This window comes from Enterococcus sp. NBRC 3427 (genome assembly GCF_007996925.1).
Lineage (GTDB): Bacteria > Bacillota > Bacilli > Lactobacillales > Enterococcaceae > Enterococcus_B > Enterococcus_B lactis.
On record NZ_BJLL01000008.1, the window covers coordinates 41,437 to 63,261 of the forward strand.

General features: G+C 39.0%; 17 protein-coding genes. 1 reads left to right on the plus strand and 16 read right to left on the minus strand.

The features are described from left to right. Window positions 1–2 precede the first annotated feature (2 nt). From ESP02_RS03190 to ESP02_RS03200, 3 genes are read right to left on the minus strand one after another with little or no spacing between them, the layout of a single operon-like run. The gene (locus ESP02_RS03190) at window positions 3–758 is read right to left on the minus strand and encodes an ABC transporter ATP-binding protein (RefSeq protein ID WP_002372520.1); all 756 of its coding nucleotides are present in this window, start codon (window positions 756–758) and stop codon (window positions 3–5) included. Next, window positions 755–1,714, minus strand: a complete 960-nt coding sequence (locus tag ESP02_RS03195) for an iron chelate uptake ABC transporter family permease subunit (protein ID WP_002372518.1) — start codon at window positions 1,712–1,714, stop codon at window positions 755–757. Before ESP02_RS03195 ends, ESP02_RS03190 begins: the two co-directional genes overlap by 4 nt. Further along, window positions 1,707–2,657, minus strand: a complete 951-nt coding sequence (locus ESP02_RS03200; RefSeq protein WP_025478257.1) for an ABC transporter permease — start codon at window positions 2,655–2,657, stop codon at window positions 1,707–1,709. The genes ESP02_RS03195 and ESP02_RS03200 overlap by 8 nt, the downstream gene beginning before the upstream one ends. A 149-nt stretch (window positions 2,658–2,806) precedes the next feature. Between ESP02_RS03200 and ESP02_RS03205 the strand changes: the two genes are divergently transcribed. Further along, window positions 2,807–3,259, plus strand: a complete 453-nt coding sequence (locus ESP02_RS03205) for a YueI family protein (RefSeq protein WP_002287902.1) — start codon at window positions 2,807–2,809, stop codon at window positions 3,257–3,259. 87 nt (window positions 3,260–3,346) lie between these two features. Here the strand turns inward: ESP02_RS03205 and gshAB are convergent, their stop codons facing one another. From gshAB to acpP, 13 genes are all read right to left on the minus strand, one after another. Continuing rightward, the gene (gshAB, locus tag ESP02_RS03210) at window positions 3,347–5,614 is read right to left on the minus strand and encodes a bifunctional glutamate--cysteine ligase GshA/glutathione synthetase GshB (RefSeq protein WP_002372514.1); all 2,268 of its coding nucleotides are present in this window, start codon (window positions 5,612–5,614) and stop codon (window positions 3,347–3,349) included. A gap of 186 nt (window positions 5,615–5,800) precedes the next feature. Further along, on the minus strand, window positions 5,801–6,799 hold the full coding sequence (gene ftsY / locus ESP02_RS03215; protein ID WP_002287900.1) for a signal recognition particle-docking protein FtsY: 999 nt from the start codon (window positions 6,797–6,799) through the stop codon (window positions 5,801–5,803). Between the two features lie 11 nt (window positions 6,800–6,810). Continuing rightward, window positions 6,811–7,620, minus strand: a complete 810-nt coding sequence (locus ESP02_RS03220; protein ID WP_002372512.1) for a Cof-type HAD-IIB family hydrolase — start codon at window positions 7,618–7,620, stop codon at window positions 6,811–6,813. Window positions 7,621–7,628: 8 nt separating this feature from the next. Beyond that, window positions 7,629–11,210, minus strand: a complete 3,582-nt coding sequence (gene smc / locus ESP02_RS03225) for a chromosome segregation protein SMC (protein ID WP_025478255.1) — start codon at window positions 11,208–11,210, stop codon at window positions 7,629–7,631. Between the two features lie 19 nt (window positions 11,211–11,229). Next, a complete protein-coding gene (gene rnc, locus ESP02_RS03230; protein ID WP_002287896.1) occupies window positions 11,230–11,916 on the minus strand; it encodes a ribonuclease III in 687 nt (228 codons plus the stop codon). A 534-nt stretch (window positions 11,917–12,450) separates the two neighbouring features. After that, a complete protein-coding gene (locus ESP02_RS03240; protein WP_038398331.1) occupies window positions 12,451–13,071 on the minus strand; it encodes an ABC transporter ATP-binding protein in 621 nt (206 codons plus the stop codon). Continuing rightward, window positions 13,064–15,046, minus strand: a complete 1,983-nt coding sequence (locus tag ESP02_RS03245) for a DUF1430 domain-containing protein (RefSeq protein ID WP_002372505.1) — start codon at window positions 15,044–15,046, stop codon at window positions 13,064–13,066. Before ESP02_RS03245 ends, ESP02_RS03240 begins: the two co-directional genes overlap by 8 nt. A gap of 511 nt (window positions 15,047–15,557) precedes the next feature. Beyond that, the gene (locus ESP02_RS03250; RefSeq protein WP_038398328.1) at window positions 15,558–17,339 is read right to left on the minus strand and encodes an oligopeptide ABC transporter substrate-binding protein; all 1,782 of its coding nucleotides are present in this window, start codon (window positions 17,337–17,339) and stop codon (window positions 15,558–15,560) included. Window positions 17,340–17,365: 26 nt separating this feature from the next. Then, window positions 17,366–18,280 carry an ABC transporter permease gene (locus ESP02_RS03255; RefSeq protein ID WP_002290475.1) on the minus strand — a complete coding sequence of 305 codons (915 nt, stop codon included), beginning with the start codon at window positions 18,278–18,280 and terminating at the stop codon, window positions 17,366–17,368. 26 nt (window positions 18,281–18,306) lie between these two features. Further along, on the minus strand, window positions 18,307–19,269 hold the full coding sequence (opp4B, locus tag ESP02_RS03260; protein ID WP_002290474.1) for an oligopeptide ABC transporter permease: 963 nt from the start codon (window positions 19,267–19,269) through the stop codon (window positions 18,307–18,309). Further along, window positions 19,269–20,213, minus strand: a complete 945-nt coding sequence (locus ESP02_RS03265) for an ABC transporter ATP-binding protein (RefSeq protein ID WP_002309831.1) — start codon at window positions 20,211–20,213, stop codon at window positions 19,269–19,271. The genes opp4B and ESP02_RS03265 overlap by 1 nt, the downstream gene beginning before the upstream one ends. Beyond that, window positions 20,214–21,218, minus strand: coding sequence for an ABC transporter ATP-binding protein (locus ESP02_RS03270; RefSeq protein ID WP_002309832.1), 1,005 nt, complete (start codon window positions 21,216–21,218; stop codon window positions 20,214–20,216). It abuts the gene before it with no gap. Window positions 21,219–21,485: 267 nt separating this feature from the next. Beyond that, entirely contained in the window at window positions 21,486–21,728 is a 243-nt protein-coding gene (acpP, locus tag ESP02_RS03275) for an acyl carrier protein (RefSeq protein WP_002294295.1), read from the minus strand. Between the last annotated feature and the right edge of the window lie 97 nt (window positions 21,729–21,825).

Genomic DNA, 21,825 nt, shown 5'->3' on the forward strand with positions numbered 1-21,825 from the left:
TTTTAGAAATAAAGACAGAATCTGCGGCCTTCAATCTCACAAATCCGTATGTCCATTTCGTACAATTCATCCAATACATCTTTTTTTATCATTTCTTGGGTCGTTCCTTGCGTAAATAACTGCCCCTCTTTCATTGCAACGATCTCGTCTGCATAACTTGCAGCAAAGTTGATATCATGAAGAACGATAACAATTGTTTTCCCAATTTCTTGTACTAACTTTTTCAAAATCTGCATGATTTGAACAGCAAAATTCATATCCAGATTGTTCAAAGGTTCATCCAGTAAAATATAATCCGTGTCTTGCGCTAGTACCATTGCAATATACGCACGTTGGAGTTGACCTCCTGAAAGAGTGTCAATCGATTGATCTGCTATTTCTTCTAACCCGAGGTGTTCCAGTGATTCCTGAACGATTTTTTGATCTTTTGTCGTCAATTTTCCTTTCGTATAAGGAAATCGTCCAAATTCTACTAATTCTTTCACGGTGATTTGGACATTTATTTCATTCGATTGTCGCAAGATCGATAATTTTTTGGCTAATTCATTGGATTTCCAAGCCTTTACTTCGTTATGGTCTAAATAGATTTCACCTGTATCTTTTGGTATCAAACGACTGATCATCGACAACACAGTTGACTTTCCAGCACCATTAGGACCGATAAAAGCAGTCAACTTCTTTTCAGGAATCGTTAACTGTACATCTTTGACCACTGATTTTCCATGGTACAGTTTATTGACCTTTTGTAAATCGATCATAGGATACTCTTCCTTTCGCGAATCAATTTTGTGACAAAATAAATTCCTCCGACAAATTCAACGACGACACTCACTGTTGTATTCCAGCCGAAAATCTGCTCTACTGCGAGCTGTCCGCCTGTCAGAAATAGCATAGCTACCAGAAAGCTTCCGATAAATAGCTGACCATGACGATAAGTAGAAAAGACACGGTAACTGACATTTGCGACAATAAACCCTAAAAAAGTAACTGGACCCACAAGAGCCGTTGATGTTCCTGTCAAAAGACTGACACAACACAAAATAAAAAATTCAAATCGATCTGTGTCTATCCCAAGGTTTACAGCTTGTTCATTCCCAAGATGGAAAACGTCTAGCACATGTCGATATCGAAATAACAGGAACCAACAGCCGATAATGATCAAAGAAGCAGGCAAAAGATACTGGCTTTGGATATTGCCAAAACTTGCAAATAATCTCCCTTGAAGCAAATCATATTCATTCGGATCCATGATAACTTGTAAAAAGGTACTGAAACTACCAAAAAGCGTACCTAAAATCATCCCTGACATCAGTAACAAAAAAAGATTCGCTTTCATTTTTTTCAAAAGAAAGAAAAATAACAACAGACTCAACCCGACCATCAGCCCAACGTTCAATAAGAAAAAACCTGTACCTGTCTGCTGAAGCATCGTCACTCCTCCGATAAAGAAGAAAAGGACCGTTTGGACAAGGACATATAACGACTCAAGTCCCAATACGGAAGGAGTCAAAAACTGGTTATGCGTAATTGTCTGAAAGCTGATCGTAGCACTGCTGACAGCTAGCGAGACAAGGATAAATGCAAAAATTTTCTTACTCCTCAATGCCCACGCAAAATGCCAGTTTCCATATGTATGGATTGTCAAGTACACTCCTGTAACAAATAGAACAAGAACAAGCATACCAATAAAAATAGATGGCTTTTTTTTAAGCATATCGTCGCCCCCTTATCAGAAGATAAAGGAAGATAGCCCCACCGATGATTCCAACGATCACACTGACTGGTATTTCATAAGGAAAAATCAACACACGAGCGACAAGATCGCAAAATACTAAGAACAAACTACCTGCTAAAGCAGTTACGCTAATTGTTTTGTGCACTTGATCTCCGTATATTCTAGAGACAAGATTCGGAATGATCACTCCGATAAAAGGAATGCTTCCCACCATAATCAACATGACTGCACTAGCCAATGAAACCAAGCCAATACCTAAAAACTGCATCTTCTGGTAATCTATACCCAAATTTACTGCAAACGATTCGCCCAGACCGATGATCGTAAATCGGTAAGCAAATAGCCAAACCAAGAGCAACAATGGAACAACAGCATACAGTAACTCATAATTTCCTCGTATCACAGTCGCAAAATTCCCTTGAAGCCACGAAGTCATATTTTGTACCAACTGGAATTGATAAGCAAAAAAAGTAGCAACTGAACCAATGATATTCCCTAACATGACCCCAATCAACGGAAGCATCAATTGATTTTTCTGGGGGAACAATCGCGTAAGGGATAAAAAAAGCAATGTTCCTGCGAAGGCAAAGCAAAATGCAGTCAAGGATCGGACGATCAAGGATGCACCAGGTAGGAAAATCATGGCCACTAAAATACCTAAACGCGCACTATCCATCGTACCCGCAGTCGTCGGTGAAACAAATTTATTTTGGGTCAAATGTTGCATGATCAACCCACAAATGCTACTAGTCGCTCCCACAAGAATCAAACAAATCGTTCGCGGCAAACGAGTCGCTAGCAAGATTTGTAAACTTTGCCCATTTAACTGGAGCAATTCTGACAATTGTACATTCGATACTCCAATGAACAATGAAATACTACTTAAAATAACTAATAATGCTACTAGTCGTCCGTAGCGCATCCAATCCACCTTTCTAATTGAGAATGATTTTCATTCTTATTTTAAGTGAATCGTTGAACAAAAGCAACCGCTTTTTCATATGTTTTAGGTATTATTGGGAATATGCTATAATCGTAAGAAAGACAAAGAGAAGAAGGAGGGTATTTTTTATGGCACAAGATGATGTAAAAAGCCATTTGGATAAGGGACTTTATGGTACACCTTTAGTGAACCCTGAAGAACAGCATAAATATTTAGGGACATTCAGGGAACGTTGCTATCTTAGTATGACTGTTGCTGAAATGATCCAACCGAAAAACAAAGAAAACTTTTTAAAAGAACTCAAAAAACATCCAGATGCTTCCATACTCTTGAATGGGGCTCTACCCCTTTCTGTCCAAAACCAATATATCCAGCTAGCAACGAAAAACAATAGCCGATTTACTGTAGTCAACGATTATGTTACTGCAAATCCTGAGGAATTCGGATTGCTCTTAACAGCAAAAGAAGCAGTAAATGAACCTGTGATCGATATCGAAAAAAAATACCCAGAAGAAAACTCTTCGCCAGCTGAAAAAGAAAAACCAAAAAAGAAAAAAAGCTTCTGGGACCGTTTATTTTAAAACGAAAAAACACATAAATTTTTACATGTAAAAAAGCTTTTGAACAGATTGACATCAAATAGGACAATCTGTCAAAAGCTTTTTCGTTTAAAATACTTCAGGATATAACAATTTCAATACATTCATCGTCAATCTTCTGCCTTTTCCTGCAAAAGGATAAACATGCATATGCATCGCTGGATTGAAATTTGCTTCGATGATCCCGTATGCTTTTTTATCGGTTGTAGGATCGATTTCTTTATCTGGTATGATCAAATCAATACCACTGATTTTAGCTCCTAGTGCTTCTACCGCAGAAACGGCGATTTTTTTGTAAGTTTCAGAAAATTCATCAGTCATATCGATCGAATCACCGCCCGTACTGATATTTGAGTTCTCCCTTAGATAAACAATTTGATTGGCTTGGGGAACTGATTCGATCGTTAACCCTTGTTCTTTCAACATCAATTGTTCTAATTCGCCTAATTGGATCAATTCCAACGGTGCACGATGATTCGTTCCACGCAAAGGGTCACTATTTTTTTCTTCAACAAGTTCTTTCACTGTTCGTATACCGTCACCAATAACATTAGCAGGGACTCGCAACATGATGGCTTGGACTTCTCCATCGATTACAAAGAAACGATATTCTGTTCCCGGCATAAATTCTTCTACTAAAACCGAGCTGTCTTCACGAAAAGCAATCGCCAATCCTGCTTGATAATCCTCCAGATCAGCCCCTTCCTTGAAAATCGTGATACCCAACCCGTAATTTGTGGACTTAGGTTTGATCACAAAGGCCTGATCGGCAAATCTTGGATAAGCTTTTACGGCTTCTTCCATGGATGAAAATTCTGCACCACCTGGCACTCGGAACCCAGCTTCTTTTAAAACTTTTTTCGTTACTGTTTTGTTTTCCATGATAAGTGGAACGATATAGCTGTCCTTACTTGTCATGTTTGCATTTTTCACATATTCTACATGGTCTTGGAATTGCAGACGCAAAAATTGATCCGACTCATCTAATACTTTGACTTGGACACCTTTTTGGATAGCATCGAACATAAATATCTGAGTAGAAAGTTCCATTTCGCGAAAACCAGCCAACTGATAGGGACGTTCATGGCTTTCTTTATAATATTGATGCCCCAATGCCACAGCAACTTCTTGCTGACTCGATAGCTGTGCTTCTTGATAGAGTTTCGCTGCTAATGTTTGTTCGGGATGATCCATTTGAATCAATGCTTCCTCCACTAAATAAAGAGAATCCAACCAATCCAATTCAACCAACATTTGCTTCATCCCTTCAAGGATTTCTCTACCTTCTTGATGAAATTCTGTTTGATCTGATGGTTGTTCTAGTGCTACTTTGTTATTTCGAGTTGTACCTTCTGCCACCCATTGGTCACTGTCTTCTTTTTCTTCTGTCCATAGCATATACATCAGGAATAATTGTAAGAAACGAACTTGTTCCGGATTGATTCCCAGCCTTGCGTAAGGGTTCAGATCGATATTCCGCAATTCAATATAACGAACGCCTGTTGTTGCTAAATCTGCGACTTTCTTTCCGCCTCGGAAACGAAGCGGTGTATAAAATTCTTTTTCCTCTGAAAGTTTCCCTTCTTCGATCATTCGCTCAATATCTGCTAAATACTGTTTCATGGAAGCATAGGAAACTTTCACATTTGGATGATTCGTGTAGCCTAGCGCACTGTTTCGAATACTGCGAACAGGTTCTTGCGGATGCGATTCATTTATAAAATAGTTTTTCTCACTCATCGGTGAAGCACCAAATAAATAAGTGATCATCCAGCGATAACGTAAAAAATTTCTCGCTGTTTTCAAATAAAGTTCTGTTTTGAATTCAGAAAAATCCTGAAATTCTTCCTGATGGCTGAACAATGTTCTTAATAATTCGTCACCAAATTCAAAATTGAAATGGATGCCGCTTACCATCTGTTTTCGCTTCCCATATTCTTTTGCTAAATAACGTCGATACAAGACATCTTCGAAATTTTTTAATTTTGCAATAATGATTTCTTCGTCTTTTTCCGGTAAGGCAGGTGGCATACTTAATGGCCAGATCATCTCTTCTTTCGGTATAGAACGAGCAGTCACATCATAAACAGCAGCCAGATACTGAAATAATTCGGGAATAGAATCGGTAACAGGGGTGATCATCTCTGTTTGTGTTTCGCTAAAATCTGTTTGGATATAGGGATGATAGGATCGATCGCCAAAGATTGCTGGATGATCGGTTTTTGCTAGATTTCCTGCAAGATCAACCCGCTGTCCTTCCCGTTCTATACCAAATCGAGCTTGGTCGATAAAAGGACGCGCATTGTCATGCAATAATAATTGCTTAAAATTCATCATTAAGTGACCTCCAATTCATATGAATCTAATTATAATCAAAAAGTCTAAGAAAAAGAACGAAATTGTTTGAGAACCGCTTACAAATAAGTATAAAAATGAAGGCATCAAAAACACAGCTATGTTAAAAACAATCATTCAAACAAGGAGCTGCAACTTTTGTCACAGCTCCTGCTTTTTAGACATGGGTTATTCTTCTTTTAGTAATCCTTTGAATAATCCAACGACAAAATCGTTTGGATCAAACGGCTCCAAGTCATCGATTCCTTCACCCAACCCGACCAATTTCACTGGTAAATGCAATTCATTACGGATAGCAAGTACGATACCGCCTTTTGCTGTACCATCTAATTTTGTCAAAACAAGACCGGTCACATCTGTTGTTTCTTTGAATTGTTTTGCTTGAACCATCGCGTTTTGACCAGTTGTTGCATCTAATACAAGTAATGTTTCTTGGGGTGCTTCTGGTAATTCCCGCTGGATTACTCGTTTTATTTTTTCTAATTCGTTCATCAAGTTCACTTTATTTTGCAGTCGGCCTGCAGTATCAACTAGTAAAACATCTGCCTGCTCTGTCTTTGCTCTTTCCAAAGCATCGAATACGACAGCTGCTGGATCGCCGCCTGCATTGCCACGAACAACTTCAACACCAGCGCGTTCGCCCCAGACAACTAATTGGTCGATTGCTCCAGCACGGAAGGTATCTGCTGCTGCCATCAATACTTTTTTACCTTCATTTTTGAACTGATGGGCAAGTTTACCAATACTTGTTGTTTTCCCTACACCATTGACGCCGACAAACAAAATAACTGTTAGTCCGTCTTCTTGGATATTTAGTTCATTTACTTCATTGATTCCTTCCGCTTCATAGAGATCCACAAGTTTCTCGATGATTGCATTTTGGACTTCTGCCGATTTTTTCGCATTTCTGAGTTTCACTTCTTGACGTAACGCTTCGGTAATTCGTATCGCTGTTTCAAAACCTACATCTGCCCCGATAAGTGTTTCTTCTAATTCTTCAAAAAAGTCTTCATCGACTGTTCGAAAATTGGCAAACAGCTCATTCATCCGTTCACCAAATGTTTTACGCGTCTTTTCTAAACCCTTGTCGTACTTCTCCTGTACTTCAACTTCTTCCGTTTTCTCCTCGCCAGTAAAAGCACGCTTGATTTTATCAAAAAATCCCATTTGACTCCCCCCTACTCTAATACAAATTTTTGGATCACTTTGGCTACGCCATTTTCTTCATTGCTGGCTGTCACGAAATCTGCTGCTTCTTTGACGAAAGGCACAGCATTCTCCATCGCTACGCCTAGACCAGCGTATTGGATCATCGGTAAATCATTTTCTTCATCACCGATTGCCATGATTTCTTCTTGTTTCAAACCAAGATCTTTTGCCAATAAAGAAATACCATAAGCTTTTGTGACACCTTTTGGCATAAATTCCAAAAGCATACTTCTCGTTTTGATGATCTCATACATTTCATGGAATTCTGCTGGTATTTCTTTGATTTTAGGATCTAATTCTTCTTGGTCATAAGCGATTACTGCCTTATTAAGCACAAATTCATCTGTAATATCGCTTATATCCGCTGGTTGGAATTGCAGCAGCTTATTCAACACATTGTACAAGGATTGCTTTCTTGGGGCACTAGGCAGCTGTAAAACCACATTGTCAGACAAAACATCTAGTGGCAGATCCAATTGCTGAGCCAATTTGTATAAGCGTTGGATATCTAATACTTCCATCACTTTCTTTTCCATGATTTCACCAGTATCGTTTTTTTGTACCAAACCGCCGTTGAAAGTGATGCTGTAGTCACCCTCATCTACCAGCCCTAATTCTTGCAGATAATGCGCCATCGCAGCTAAGGGGCGTCCTGTGCATAGAACGATCTTGACCCCTTGCTGTTTTGCTTGTGCTAATGCTTGTTTATTCTCATCTGAAATCAGCTTTTGTTCATTTAATAATGTACCGTCCAAATCAATTGCTACTAATTTGATCATTTTCGTTCCTACACTTTCGTTTCGTTGATTTTCGCCTCTTCATTGATATCTTCCATCCGTACAGAAACGATTTTTGATACACCGGATTCCTGCATCGTTACTCCGTACAGTACATCTGCTGCGACCATCGTTCCTTTGCGGTGTGTGACTACGATAAATTGTGTGTCATCTTGGAAGTCGCTTAAGTAACGACCAAAACGTTTCACATTTGCTTCATCTAACGCTGCTTCTACCTCATCTAAGATACAAAACGGAACAGGACAGACACGGATAATAGAAAAGAGCAGCGCAATGGCTGTAAGTGCTCGTTCTCCTCCGGAAAGCAAACTTAAACTTTGCAGTTTCTTGCCAGGAGGTTGTACTTCAATCTCAATACCTGTTTTCAGCAGATCCGTTGGTTCTGTCAATACTAATTCAGCTTTACCGCCGCCAAACATATTTGGAAAGACAATTTTGAATTCTTGACGGATAGCTTCAAATACTTCTTTGAATCTTGTCCGCACTTCGTCATCCATCTCATCCATCGTTTCAAACAACTGGTTTTTCGCTGCTAACAGATCATCTCGCTGTGTTGCTAAGAATGTATGTCTTTCACTGACTTGTTCGTATTGTTCGATTGAATTTAAGTTTACTGGCCCTAGCTTTTCAATTTGTTCTTTTAAGGAGGCAACCTTTATTCTGCTGTCTTCGATATCGGTTGTTTCTTGATAGTCGTGGGAAGCTTTCTCAAATGTCAGCTGATATTCTGACTGCAGATAGGTCAAATGATTATCTAAAATCATTTCAGCTCGGTCTTTTTGGACTTCTAATTTGGATTGTTCCGACAGTCGTGCTTTTTGCTCACGATTACGCTCTGCCAAGAATGCTTCAAGCTCATCGATCTCCCTTTGCCTTCTATCTCGCTGCTCTTTGGCTTTTGCCAACTCGGCTTTCAATGTTTCTCGCTGAGCAGATAATTCGTTAATTTGTTTTTCCAAACTTTCTTCTGTGACTTCATGATCAGAAAAGTCTGCTGTCAATGTCGCCAACTGTTTTTCTATCGCTTCTTGACGTTCGATTGCCTCTGCTTTTTGGACTCGGGCACCGCGGAGCTGGATCTGCAGATGATTAAACTGCTCTTTCAAGACAGCAAGATCTGCTTGTTCTTGTGCTTTTTGACTTTGCACTTGTGCTCTTCTGGCTTCCATCTGGTCACTTTCTTGACTTAAAGATTTGATCTCTTCGTCGATTTGTTGACGTTGCGTTTCAAGATCTGTTTGTTTGTCTTTCAACTCGTTCGTTTGTTTTTCGTAATCTTCGATAAACTGCTGCAGCTCACGTGTCTCAAAAGTTGAGATTTGCTTTTCTTTTTCAAAACGTTCAAGTTCGTTTATGATGTTTTGCAACTGATTTGTCGCTTCTTGTTCTTCAAAACGTAATTGTTCGCCTCGTGTACGCAAAACTTCTTGTTCTTCGGCTAAACGAGCTGTTTCTTGTTGCAGCTCCTGAACTTTCTTTTCTTGCACTTGAAGTTGTTTATCTGCTTCTTCGAATTCACTAGTCAACTGTTTCAATTCTTGGTTCTGTACAAACAAACTGCCTTGGTTTCCTCGTTTGTTCGCTCCACCTGTCATGGATCCTCCGGCATTCATCACGTCACCTTCTAAGGAAACCACTCGGTATTGATAGCGGATCGTTTGCGCGATTGCATTAGCACTAGTTAAGTCTTTTGCTAAAAGGATCGTTCCTAACAGGTTTTGAACCACTGTTTGGATTTGATCAGGATAAGCAACTTGTTCACTGGCAATCCCTATAAACCCTTCTACAGCTACTGCTTGTGTCAATATATGAGCTGGTAACTGTCTTGGTTTGATTGTCGTCAGCGGAAGGAATGTTGCTCTTCCTCCTCTTTGCTGTTTCAAATACGTGATAGCTTGCCGAGCATCTTTTTCATTTTCAACGATGACATGTTGAGCTGCTCCACCTAAAGCTGTTTCAATGGCTAACGTGAAATCTGCAGGGACGTCGATCAGTTCAGCCACTGCTCCGACAATACCGGAAAGCTGCTGTTTATGCTGCAAGACCAATCGAACGCCTTGGTAAAAACCAAAATAGTTTTCTTGGATCTCTTGAAGGCTTTTCTGACGAGCACGCAGCTGCTGGACTTGATTCATCAATTGATACATTTTAGGCTGTTCTTTTGCTAATGCTTCTTGGAACTTTTTCCCGTTTCGTTGGATCATTTCTAACTTCTCTTTTGTTTCAGTTAAAGATGATTTTAGCTGCGCCTGCTTTTGTGTCAATTCTTCTTTTTGTAAGATCAATCGGTCTACTGATGCTTCTACTTCCGATTGCTTGGCTAACGTCTGCTTGCTTTTTGCTGTTTCTTGTACATATTGACGTTCTAGATACTTCAGTTCGTTTCCTACAGCTGCTTGTTCTTGCATCAAATCAACATATTGATCTCTTAGTTCTGCCAATAATTCTTTCGTTGATTTTTGGTATTTTTCTAATTCTTGCTGTGTTTTTATGAGATTTGCTTCAGCTTTTTGGATCTCTGTTTCTTTTTCTGCTGCTTCTTTCATCAAGCTTTCTTGAAGCTTTTCAAAATGTTTAACCTTTTTTTGTGCTTCTGCTAATGAAGTTTGATATTCTTGCGAGCTTTTTTGTGTATGCTTTGTCCGCTCCTGCAAAACATCTTTTTGTCCTTCTGTCTGCTTCAGTTTTTCCGAAAGATCTAATAATACTTGCTGATTTTTTTCGATCAGACGGTCGGCTTGCGCATTTTCTTTACGCTGCTTCGCCAAAATGGATTCTTGTTCTTGGATCGACTCAGATAGTTTGCCTAATTCTAGATTGAATTTCGCAAGCTGTGCTTGTTTGTTTTCCCAATCTTTTTTTGCTGTCTTGATTTCAGCAACCATCAAAGAAACATCGGTTTGAGTCAGTGTTTCTTTTAGCCGTAAAAACTCCTTTGCTGCCTCACTCTGGGCGGCCAAAGGAGTTAACTGTTCTTCCAATTCATGGATGATGTCTTGGACGCGGCTGAGGTTGTCTTCTGTTTCAAAAAGCTTTTGTTCTGCTTTCTTTTTCCGCTGCTTGTATTTCAACACACCAGCTGCTTCTTCAAAGATCCCACGACGGTCTTCCGGTTTACTACTGAAAATCGCTTCTACTTTTCCTTGAGAAATGATTGAGAACGATTCTTTTCCTAATCCAGAATCTAAGAACAATTCTTGGATATCTTTTAATCTGCAGCTTTGTTTATTGATGAAAAACTCGCTTTCCCCAGTCCGTCGGTAACGGCGGGTTACACTGATCTCATTGTACTCCAATGGCAGATAATGATCACTATTGTCTAAAATCACTGTGACTTCTGCAATATTCAGCTGCTTACGGGTATCGGAACCGGCAAAGATGATATCCGGCATTTTTCCGCCTCGCAAACTTTTAGCAGATTGTTCTCCTAATACCCAGCGGATAGCTTCTGTAATATTGCTTTTTCCGCTGCCATTTGGTCCAACCACTGCTGTGACGCTGTTTTCAAAATCAATGACTGTCTTGTCTGCAAATGATTTAAAACCGGCTATTTCAATTCGTTTCAAATACAAAGCTTTCCCTCACTTACTTTTACAGTGCTGCCAATGCATTTTCCGCCGCAGCTTGTTCTGCTAATTTTTTCGATTTTCCTTGTCCAGTGCCAATCAATTGATCATCTACGTAAACTTCGATCCAAAATACTCGTTCATGAGCTGGACCTTCTTCATTGATCAATCGGTATTCGATCGATACATCACCTGATTTTTGCAAGACTTCTTGCAATTTTGTTTTATGATCCATCTCATGTGAAAAAGCACCTGCTTTGACTTTAGGAAAAATCACTTTTTCGATGAACGCATGGGTCGTGTCGAATCCTTGGTCAAGATATAACGCGCCTAAAAAAGCTTCGAATAGGTCGCAAAGCAATGCTGGTCGCGTACGTCCTCCTGAATTCTCTTCTCCCTTGCCCAACAGAACATATTGATCAAAGTGACATTCTTTGGCAAATTTCGATAAGCTGTCTTCGCGAACGATCGCTGCTCGTGTTTTTGTCAATTTTCCTTCTGGCAAATGAGGATATAAACGGAATAAATACTGAGAAACCATCAATTCTAAAACGGCATCTCCTAAAAATTCAAGTCGTTCATTATCCGATAATTGCAGATTGCGATGCTCATTCACATAGGATGAATGGGTAAAAGCTTGTTCAAGCAAATTTAGATCGTGAAAAACGATGTTATAATTTTCTTTTAGTTCTTTTGTCAGCTGGTTGTCCATTTTCCACATTCCTTTTATGGATATTTTTTCGATACTTCCTTATTATACTGGTTTTTTGTTAAATTTGAAATGGTTCGGGTAAAAGGTAAGTAAAGCTTTAATAATCCTAGTGATTGACGAGAAGTTGTGAAAAAGCCGTTTAGTTTGGAGTATTAGAGAAATAAACAGAAAAACAGCTTTTCATATTTTGCCGTTTCTTGAACGAATACCGTGGAATAGCTGATTGAACACTGTTCATACAAAAAAGGAATGTGACACGACTATTGTCACATTCCTTTTTTTGTACAATCCCTTATTCTCGTATGTTTTCAATGACTTCTTGGGCGGGTCCTAGCTGAACCTCTGAAACATGAATGCTCAATAGAAGAATCACCGTTAGTAACACTTAAAAAAGGAGCGAAATGAACACACACCATTTTACCCATCGTGGGTGAATCTTTGGCTGATGACTTTTCAATAAAACGATTGAAATAAACAGTCCAATCACTGGTAAACTATCAGACAAAACCAACAGAATAAACACATAAATAAGGTTTATTGGATTGATTTCTTCCATTCATTCATGTCCAACACATGATCGAATTCTGCTGCCAATGTTGGATCATGGGTGACCACAAGGACCGTAGCTCCTTTTGCATTCAGTTCTTGTAATGCTTGAAGGACGATTCCTTTGTTCTTTTGATCAAGAGAGGCTGTTGGCTCATCTGCAAAGATGATCTTTGGTTCTTTCAAAAATAAACGAGCAAGAGCTACTCGCTGCTGTTCTCCTCCGCTTAAGAGAAATATTTTTTTGTCTATCAAATGGTCTACCTGAAATTTTTCGAGGGATTCTTTGATTTTCTGCTCATCTTTTGAGATCAAGGTCAAGTTTTGCTTCACTGTTTCGTTGTCGATCAGTGCATAGTTTTGAAATAAAAAACCAGCTTGTTCCCGAAAAAATGTTTTTCTATTTTTTCGGCTGATTTTTTGGCTATTGATCAAGATTTCCCCTTCATTTATCGTTTCCAACTGGCCTAAACAGTTCAATAAAGTCGTTTTACCTATCCCACTTTCTCCTGTGATGGCAAGCATAGAACCCGCGGGCACAGAAAAAGAAAGGTGTTCAAAAATCGTTTTCTCTTTGTATTTTTTTGTGATTTTTCTAACATCAATCATTTTTGATCACCTCCAGCCGTTGCTTTTTCTCAGATAGATAAGTCGTTGGGAGTAGCAAAAACAGCTCAAAGCTGAATACAGCCAGTGCAATCGGCCATAAGTCCTTCTGCCATATGAGTAAGATCCCTAAAACACCTGAAGATATCCCCGCCGTCATGTAATAGTAAGTTTTGTGACGCTGGAACAGCGGTTTACCAGTAATGTACGCTAAAAATGATTTTTTCTTATTTACTTCTGTATAAATCATGCTCGCATATAGTTCAATAGCAACAAAACTGATAAGAATCAGTAAGAACACGACTAGTGCTGTGTAAAATTCTGAACGCGCTTTCGCAATTACTTCGCTGATTCTGTCTTTCACAGATGTTAGGCCGTAAAAATCATCTTCAATGCCATTCTCTTCAATAAACACTTGAACTTCTCGACCATTTCGAAACAAATAGGAGCCGTTCGATACCTCACTTATCCATATCTCTATATTAGGTTGAATCAAAGGCAAAGAAATGGACACAATGATCGGATTGAAAGAAAAGATATTCTCAAGTAAATCAAAATTATAATTAAAGATGATTTGATTCGATTGGGTATAGATCACCTTTAATTCCCCCTGATACTCGTCTTGTTCATACTCGAAGGAATTCTGGTAAAAAGTGATTTCATCTTCTGCCATTTTAACGATTAGATCCGTGTATTGCTTTTTATTTTCTGGGATCAACACATAGAAGAAGGCATCTTCTAATGGATAGATTGGTTTTCCGTGTATATCTTTGACTTTCAATTCGTGTACGGCATTATGGTTGACTAACCAATAAGCATCATTTTGAATGTAGGTAAGAACTTCACTCGTATGGCCAAATTCATTATCCCTCAAAAGGATCCCACCTGATTGTTCTGCTCGTTCTAATAAAGGAAGCATGTCCTGATTGATCCTTTTCGCTTCTTTTTTTCTTTCTTCTCTCGTAAAATTTCTAGAATTATCTGGTAATTTGGTCGTGATATTACTAAATCTCAAGTGATAATAATCAGGAATGTCATTCCAATAAGCTAATTGCTGTTCTAGTTGTTTGTTCTCATCCATACTAGACAAGATCATATTCCCGCTTACTACGATAAATACAAGCAAGGCGGCCTTGATAAGGTGATTCGTGTAGAACAGCCATCTATACGGTTTATGTCCCTTTATTTTATCAGCAATCGATCCCCATGAATAAATCACCCAGCTGCTTGATATGTGCATGATGATGATTCCAATGATCCCCCATAACAGGATCTGGGGATAAAGAAAGTGCAGATAGGGATAAAACCATGCAAAGCCAGCTAAAATAACCATGAAGATGGCCGCATCTATCAAACTATCTTTACACACTAGTTTTGCTTTGTTTCGTCCAAGTGTTTCGAGAATCCCGACTTTCTTTCTCATAGAGGACTTATAGAATAATAGAGCTAAGAATAAGCACAAGAAAAGCATACAGAACAATTGACCGATACTTAATAGCAAACCTGAAGCTAGATAAAGCGGCCATTGTGCCCTTTCAATCGTTATTTCCATCCCCATATCATAAAATTCTTCGATCATATTGGCAGGCGGTTCCTCTGTGATCATATAACCGCCAAGTACTTCTTCAGTAGATAGTTTCGAAGAATCATAAAAATTGATAGGATAATCGGATGCTATAGGGGAAAAGCTATAGGTCGAATACCCTTCTTTACCAAATGTATAGATATCTTTATACGTTTCCCCATCTTTGCCGATTCGAAAGAGGATCTTATGGAGATCCAATTGCTTTTCTCTAGCATATTTCGCAATCGTCTGGTACATTTCCTGTTGATTTTCTTCACCACTCGCTGCTTCGATGATGATCGATGAATGGATTTCTGGAATCGCTGATTTGATCATTTCGGTTCCAGCAAAAGAAATAGCATATAAAAAACTGGTGACTGTGAATAGAAAAAAGAAGCGATAGATTTTTTTCATCGTTTAGAAGAAAGAAGCGGCTGGATCAGCCGCACTAACGGCATTGATTGGTGGAATCCAGCTGCTCAAGGCAATAAGTGTACATGAACTTGCTATCATCTTTTTCACATTTCTCTTCATTTGTATCCGCTCCCTTTTTTGAGTGCCTAAAGTGTCTCACGAGTGACTATTGAAACATACTTGAACAAGCAACAAGGCGACAGTCGTTCGGTCCCCCTTTTTTTATTTTAAAAAGAGATAAGTTTGAACCTTCTCTTTTATTAACTACGCGAAAGATTCTCATCAGTTTAAAATAACAATAATTTTTATTAAACTTAAATTAAATAACATATATTTTATAAGATTTTCTTTTTTAAATTTATTTAAATTATATATAATAACATATTTATGTTCAATGTGTTTTTAAAATAAAATTTTAAAAAACTACATTTATTTTTATTCGCTACATAAAAATAACAATAAATAAAAAACCGAAAAAGGACATCGTCCTTTTTCGGTCATTTTTTATTGATTATGAACGTGAATTTGCTGTAACAGAAACATTTGCCCATGGGTTTGGTACATCATAGGACCAATCCCAGTCTTTGACACGGTCGTTGACTGGCAATACTTCGTTACGGAACAACGTTGGAATCGCAAATGCTTCTTCAAACGCATATTGTTGCCATTTTTGATAGGCTTCTTTCAAATAGTCTTCATCAAATGCTTTGCTTGAACTGATATCGTTGATCAATTTTGTATTTTCTTCTGATTCATAACGAGTGTAGTTGAATGCTGCATTTGGTCCCCATAGTCCACTTGGATTTGGATCAGTTCCTGTATTCCAAGCAGCTTGGTAAACATCGATTTCAGGATCATCATTTTCTAATTTATCGTAGAAAGAGTTGAACTCAATCAGACGACCTGTTGTGTATTGGACATCCAAACCGATTTCTTTCCATTGTTGGATATAGTAATCTGCCAATGGTTGCGCTGTTTCTCCACCGGACATCGAAGCAAAGTTAATGGTTAGTTTGTTTCCATCTTTGTCTTCTCTTAAACCATCGTCGTCCACATCTTTGTAGCCGGCATCATCCAATAGTTTTTTCGCTTTGTCTAAATCTTGTGTGAATCCTTTCATCTCATCATCATGGTATGGCTGGAATACTGGAGGGATCAATGAAGTCGCATTGCTTCTCAAACCTGCATAGAAACGTTCACCTACTGCATTGTTATCTAATGCATAGCCCATGGCTTGACGTAATGATTTATCAGCCATTTTTGAATCTGGATTGTATTCCACACTCTTTGTATCTGAATTCCATTTACCTAACTTGAATCCTAGATAAGTATAAGAAGTTTGTTCACGGCCTAAGTTTGTATAGCCAGCAATTTCTTTATACGTATCATAAGTATCTGTTGGCATTTGGAAAATCATGTCATATAGCTTAGAGTTCAATGCTTCAGTTGCACTAGCCATCGGTACAGATTTCATCGTGATCTTTTTCAATTTAGGTGTACCGTTCCAGTAGTGCTCGTTTGGTAAGTACTCTACTGATTCTCCTGCAACAATATTACTCATGTAATAAGGGCCGAAAGTCACTGGATTTTTACGTACTTGATCGCTTGATTCCATGTCTTTGATTGCTACACCTTCTAACGTATGTTTCGGTGCTGCATATGTCCAGATACCGCCACCCGATTGAAGCATGCTTGGATTTACTTCTTTATATTCGATTTCAACTGTTTTGTCGTCTATCTTTTTGATTCCAGAGATCGTATCGGCACTTCCATCATGATATTCTTCCATACCTACGATGTTACGGAAAGTGTCGTCATAACGGATACCAGTGTAATCTTTATTCCCAATGATTTCGTAAGGGAAAATCACATCGTCCGCCGTTACATCTTCACCATCTGACCATTTGACGTTGTCTTTTACTTTGATTGTCGCTTTTTTCGTATCTTCGTCTAGATCAAGTGTTGCAGCTCCGTCATCTGTGATTCTAAAATCATCATCGTTTGCAAACAATGGTTCGTGAGAGGGTGCCATAAACGCTGCATCATATGAATCTTGATAAAACTCCCACTGGAACAATCCTTTGAACTGACTGTCCGTTGCGACCGCAGCTTCTAATTCACCGTCTTCGATTGCATCATCATTGTTTTTTGTTGCGATTGGAAAAGTTAATTCCTCTTTGTTATTGCTGTTGCCTCCAGAGTTATTTCCAGAAGTATCTGTACCTCCGCCCCCGCATGCTGCAAGAACGACAGCAGACATCAGCGTTGCAAATCCAAAAATCGTTTTCTTCATTCCTATTTCCCCCTTCGCTTCTATAACTAGCCTAACCGTTGGCGTGCATCTGCAGAACGCTTGAATGCCTGTCCAACATAATTGATACTCAACATCAAAACTAAAATGAGGATTGATGCGGGTAACCAGATCCATTGCCGATTCACTAAGACTTCTCCATTACTTGCATAACCGATCAGTGTACCTAAACTAGGTACATTTGCCGGCAAACCGAAACCTAAGAAAGTCAAAGTTGTCTCGATACCGATGTTTGCCGCAAAGTTCATTGTCAAGTTCGTAATGATCAATGAACTTAGATTCGGCATGATTTCGCGGAACATGATTTTAAAATCACTTGTTCCCATTGTTTTTGAGGCACTGACATAATCTCTTCTTGCTTCAGATAATGTCTTGCTTCGGAATAATCGGGCTTTAGCTACCCAATAAAATGCACTCATGATGAAAATAAAGGACCAGACATTGTATCTAGAAATAATCGATACGAAGACGATGATGATCAGCATGATCGGTAGAATCATGATAAAATCAACGATTCGCATCAAGATGTTGTCAATGATCCCTCCGTAGTAGCCAGAGATGATCCCTAATCCAACCCCGATGATCGAAGTAAGGATCGTGATCGCAAATCCGATCGTAACAGAGTTTCTAGCACCTATGATCAATTGACCTAATACATCACGTCCGCCTTCATCTGCTCCCAGAATGAACTTTTGTCCTTGTGTCGAAACTGCTCCTGGGGCAGCATATTTGTCAAAAATACTAACATACATCACTTTATCTTGATCGGTCAGCATTGCACCGATAAAAATCACTAATAATAAAACCACTAGCAAACCTAATGAAAAAATAGCGATTTTATCTTTTTTAAATTCTCGAGCAATCATTCGTATCCCCATAGGAGGGATACTTTCTTGAACTGCTGTATTGTTTTTTTCACTCATCGATCCATTCTCCTTTCTGATTGGTTTTATTGAATCCGAATGCGCGGGTCAACGATACTCATAATGATATCTGACAGTAATGTCCCCACTAGCGTCGCGATTCCTAAAATCAATACTAAGGATGTGATCACGGTGTAGTCTCGTTGACCAATAGAGTCAATAAATAGTTTCCCGACTCCTGGATAGCCAAAAATCTTTTCGATAACTACAGAACCAGCAATCAACGAAGTGATTTCATACCCCATTTGCGAAGCCATCGGCAACGCTGCATTCCGGAAGATATGTCTACTGAATACTTTATTCGTCGGTACCCCTTTGGAACGGGCTGTTCTGACAAAATCAAGCGACTTCGAATCGATTACTTCGCTTCGCAGATATTGGATCGTAACGGCAGTCGCCAGAAATGCTTGGGTAATCGATGGTAGCAGAATATATTTCAAGCGATCTATCCACTGAGTGATAAATCCCCCTTGCAAACCTAGTGTTTGAGAACCGCTTGTTGGGAACCAGCCTAAACGATAACCAAAAACAAACAGCATGATCAAGCCGAAGATAAATAACGGAACAGCAAAACTAAAGAAGTTATAAATCACGACGATCTTATCCAAGATCGAATTTTGATACCGGCCTGCTAGCATCCCTAGAGGCACAGCAATCAAATAAGTAAGGACAACTGTCAAGATCGATAGATATAACGTGTTGATGATCCGTTCACCGATTAAGTCAGCAACAGAGCGTTTGTATAAGAAACTTTGACCAAAATCGCCTTGCAAAGCATTTCCGATCCAACGGAAGTACTGGACATACCATGGGTCATTCAATCCAGCTGATTGTCGCATTTGTTCGATCACTGCCGGATCTTGGTTTGGGTTGATCAAACCAGTAAATGGATCCCCTGGCATCGCTTGGGCTAATAAGAAGATCAGAACACTTAAAATAATAACTTGCGGGATCATCAATAAAACACGTCGCAGAATCGTTTTCCACATTAGCTCGCACCTCCATCTTTCAACGCCACTTTATGTGTAGTTGTGATCGTACGCAAATCGTAGACTCGGCCAGTCGCATCATAATATTCTCTTTGGTTTTGGATATACTCTTGTTCTACTTTTCGGCGATTTTCTTTGTGGCTTTCCCGATTTTCTACATCGATTTGCGGAATTGCTGAAAGCAGACGTTTCGTATAGATGTGGCGCGGGTCATTATAAATGTCCTCTCTTGTACCGATTTCTACAAATCGACCTTTGTACATAATCGCGATGTTGTCGCACATATGTTTTACTACACCTAAATCATGAGAAATAAATAAATAGCTGAGACCGTATTCTTGCTGGATCCGTTTCATGAAATTCAATACTTGCGCTTGAACAGATAGATCCAGAGCAGATACCGGTTCATCGGCCACGATTAATTTTGGATTAGTAGCAACAGCGCGGGCTACTCCTAGACGTTGGCGTTGTCCCCCTGAAAATTCATGAGGATATTTGTAAAGTGCATCTTCCGGCATCCCAACGATATCTAGCAATCCTTTTACCTTCTTCTTTTCTTCTTGATCGCTTAACCGTTCAAAATTTCGGATAGGTTCTGCAATGATATCCAATACTCGTTTTTTAGGATTCAAACTAGACATTGAATCTTGGAAGATCATTTGTACGTCTTTGTTATAACCCATTTTTTTTCGGTTGCTTCGCTTCGTTACATCTTTTCCTTCATACATGATTTGTCCAGCTGTCGTCTTTTCTAAACCAACGACTGCTTTTCCTGTAGTGGATTTTCCGGAACCGGACTCTCCCACCAAACCATACGTCTTTCCTTTTTCGATAATAAAATCCACACCATCTACAGCATATACATGATCCGTTACTCGATTGAAGAATCCACTGCGAATAGGGTAATGAACTTTCAGGTCTTTGATTGTGATTAATTCTGTCATCTACACCTCTCCTTTTTCGTCTCTAAAGTGGAAATGCTTGTAGCAAGAGCAACGTACCAAATGGTTCGGAGCGACTTCATGAAGGATAGGATCTTCTTCGTGATCACTTGCTGGTATCCACGGAATACGTGGAGCAAATCGGCACCCTTTACGAGGCATGTTTTTCAGAGAAGGAACGACACCTTCGATCACATGGAGTTCTGCATCATGATTTCCTTCTTGAGGTATAGAGTTCAATAAAGAGCGCGTATAAGGATGTTTCGGATGATCAAACAGTTCTTTTACACCCGCTACTTCAACAAACTGTCCGCCATACATCACTGCCACTCGATCAGCCATTTCTGCTACGACTCCTAAGTCATGAGTGATCAGGATGATCCCTGTTTTTGTTTCTTCCTGAAGATCTTTCAGTAAATCAAGAATCTGTGCTTGGATGGTTACATCTAGAGCTGTCGTCGGTTCATCTGCAATGACGATTGGAGGTTTGCAGGCGATTGCGATCGCGATGATGACACGTTGTCTCATACCGCCTGATAATTCATGGGGATATTGACGTCCAACTCTTGCTGGATTAGGAATCCCTACTTGTTCTAGTAATTCCAGTGCGCGAGCTTGACGCTGTTCTGCATTCATCTTTGTGTGATAGGAAAGTCCTTCTTTGATCTGGTCTTCGATTCTCATGAGAGGATTTAATGCAGACAACGGATCTTGGAAAATCATTCCGATATCATTTCCGCGGATTTTATTATAAAGCGTTTCGTTCAGTTCGATTAAATTCAGATCGTTATATAAAATTTCACCTGTAATTTTTGTGTTATTAGGATCAAGTAATCCCATAATCGTAGTAGCTAATGTACTTTTCCCGCACCCAGATTCCCCAACGATTGCTAAGATCTCGTTTTTGTCTAAAGTAAATGAAACATCATCTACTGCATCGTAATAGTCATCTTTGAGTCGGAAGCCTGTATGTAGGTTCTGAACTTCTAATAATTGATTATCTGACAATCGAATACCCCTCTCTGCTTCCTAAACGGAAGTTTTTCTTAGTAAAAAAAGAACATTACACAGAATAAAGCGTTTTATAACAAAGGTTATTCTTATCTTTGTGTAATGAATTATTAATAAGTATATAGAAAACCGCTTTACTTTGCAACATATTTTCTAATTATCGCCAGAATTATCAGAAAAATGTCTTTTCCGTGTCAAAAAGATTAAAAAAAGAAGGATAAAAAGTTGCATACAACTTTTTATCCTTCTTTGCTTTTATTGAAATTATTTGAGATGGCTGCTGATATAATCTACTGCACCGCCAACTGTTTCAATTTGTTCAGCGTCTTCATCTGAAATTTCTGTACCGAATTCATCTTCAAGTTCTAAAACGAACTCCATAATACTAATTGAATCAGCTTTTAAATCATCTTTGATGTTCAATTCATCCGTCACTTTATCGGTATCTATCTCAAAATGATTTGAAATAATTTTCGCTACTTTGTTAAATACTTCTTCGCGAGTCAACTTTTTCACCTCCAAGAATCATACACTTGTCAATTACCTACACCATGGCTAATTTTACTGACATTTTTCAGGAATGTCCACCTTTTTTTAACGAACC

What these genes read in the sequence shown, in the direction of transcription:
- ESP02_RS03190 (WP_002372520.1), bottom strand. Translation starts at nt 758, where the DNA reads ATGATCGATTTACAAAAGGTCAATAAACTGTACCATGGAAAATCAGTG.
- ESP02_RS03195 (WP_002372518.1), bottom strand. Translation starts at nt 1,714, where the DNA reads ATGCTTAAAAAAAAGCCATCTATTTTTATTGGTATGCTTGTTCTTGTT.
- ESP02_RS03200 (WP_025478257.1), bottom strand. Translation starts at nt 2,657, where the DNA reads ATGCGCTACGGACGACTAGTAGCATTATTAGTTATTTTAAGTAGTATT.
- ESP02_RS03205 (WP_002287902.1), top strand. Translation starts at nt 2,807, where the DNA reads ATGGCACAAGATGATGTAAAAAGCCATTTGGATAAGGGACTTTATGGT.
- gshAB (WP_002372514.1), bottom strand. Translation starts at nt 5,614, where the DNA reads ATGATGAATTTTAAGCAATTATTATTGCATGACAATGCGCGTCCTTTT.
- ftsY (WP_002287900.1), bottom strand. Translation starts at nt 6,799, where the DNA reads ATGGGATTTTTTGATAAAATCAAGCGTGCTTTTACTGGCGAGGAGAAA.
- ESP02_RS03220 (WP_002372512.1), bottom strand. Translation starts at nt 7,620, where the DNA reads ATGATCAAATTAGTAGCAATTGATTTGGACGGTACATTATTAAATGAA.
- rnc (WP_002287896.1), bottom strand. Translation starts at nt 11,916, where the DNA reads ATGGACAACCAGCTGACAAAAGAACTAAAAGAAAATTATAACATCGTT.
- ESP02_RS03240 (WP_038398331.1), bottom strand. Translation starts at nt 13,071, where the DNA reads ATGATTGATGTTAGAAAAATCACAAAAAAATACAAAGAGAAAACGATT.
- ESP02_RS03245 (WP_002372505.1), bottom strand. Translation starts at nt 15,046, where the DNA reads ATGAAAAAAATCTATCGCTTCTTTTTTCTATTCACAGTCACCAGTTTT.
- ESP02_RS03250 (WP_038398328.1), bottom strand. Translation starts at nt 17,339, where the DNA reads ATGAAGAAAACGATTTTTGGATTTGCAACGCTGATGTCTGCTGTCGTT.
- ESP02_RS03255 (WP_002290475.1), bottom strand. Translation starts at nt 18,280, where the DNA reads ATGAGTGAAAAAAACAATACAGCAGTTCAAGAAAGTATCCCTCCTATG.
- opp4B (WP_002290474.1), bottom strand. Translation starts at nt 19,269, where the DNA reads ATGTGGAAAACGATTCTGCGACGTGTTTTATTGATGATCCCGCAAGTT.
- ESP02_RS03265 (WP_002309831.1), bottom strand. Translation starts at nt 20,213, where the DNA reads ATGACAGAATTAATCACAATCAAAGACCTGAAAGTTCATTACCCTATT.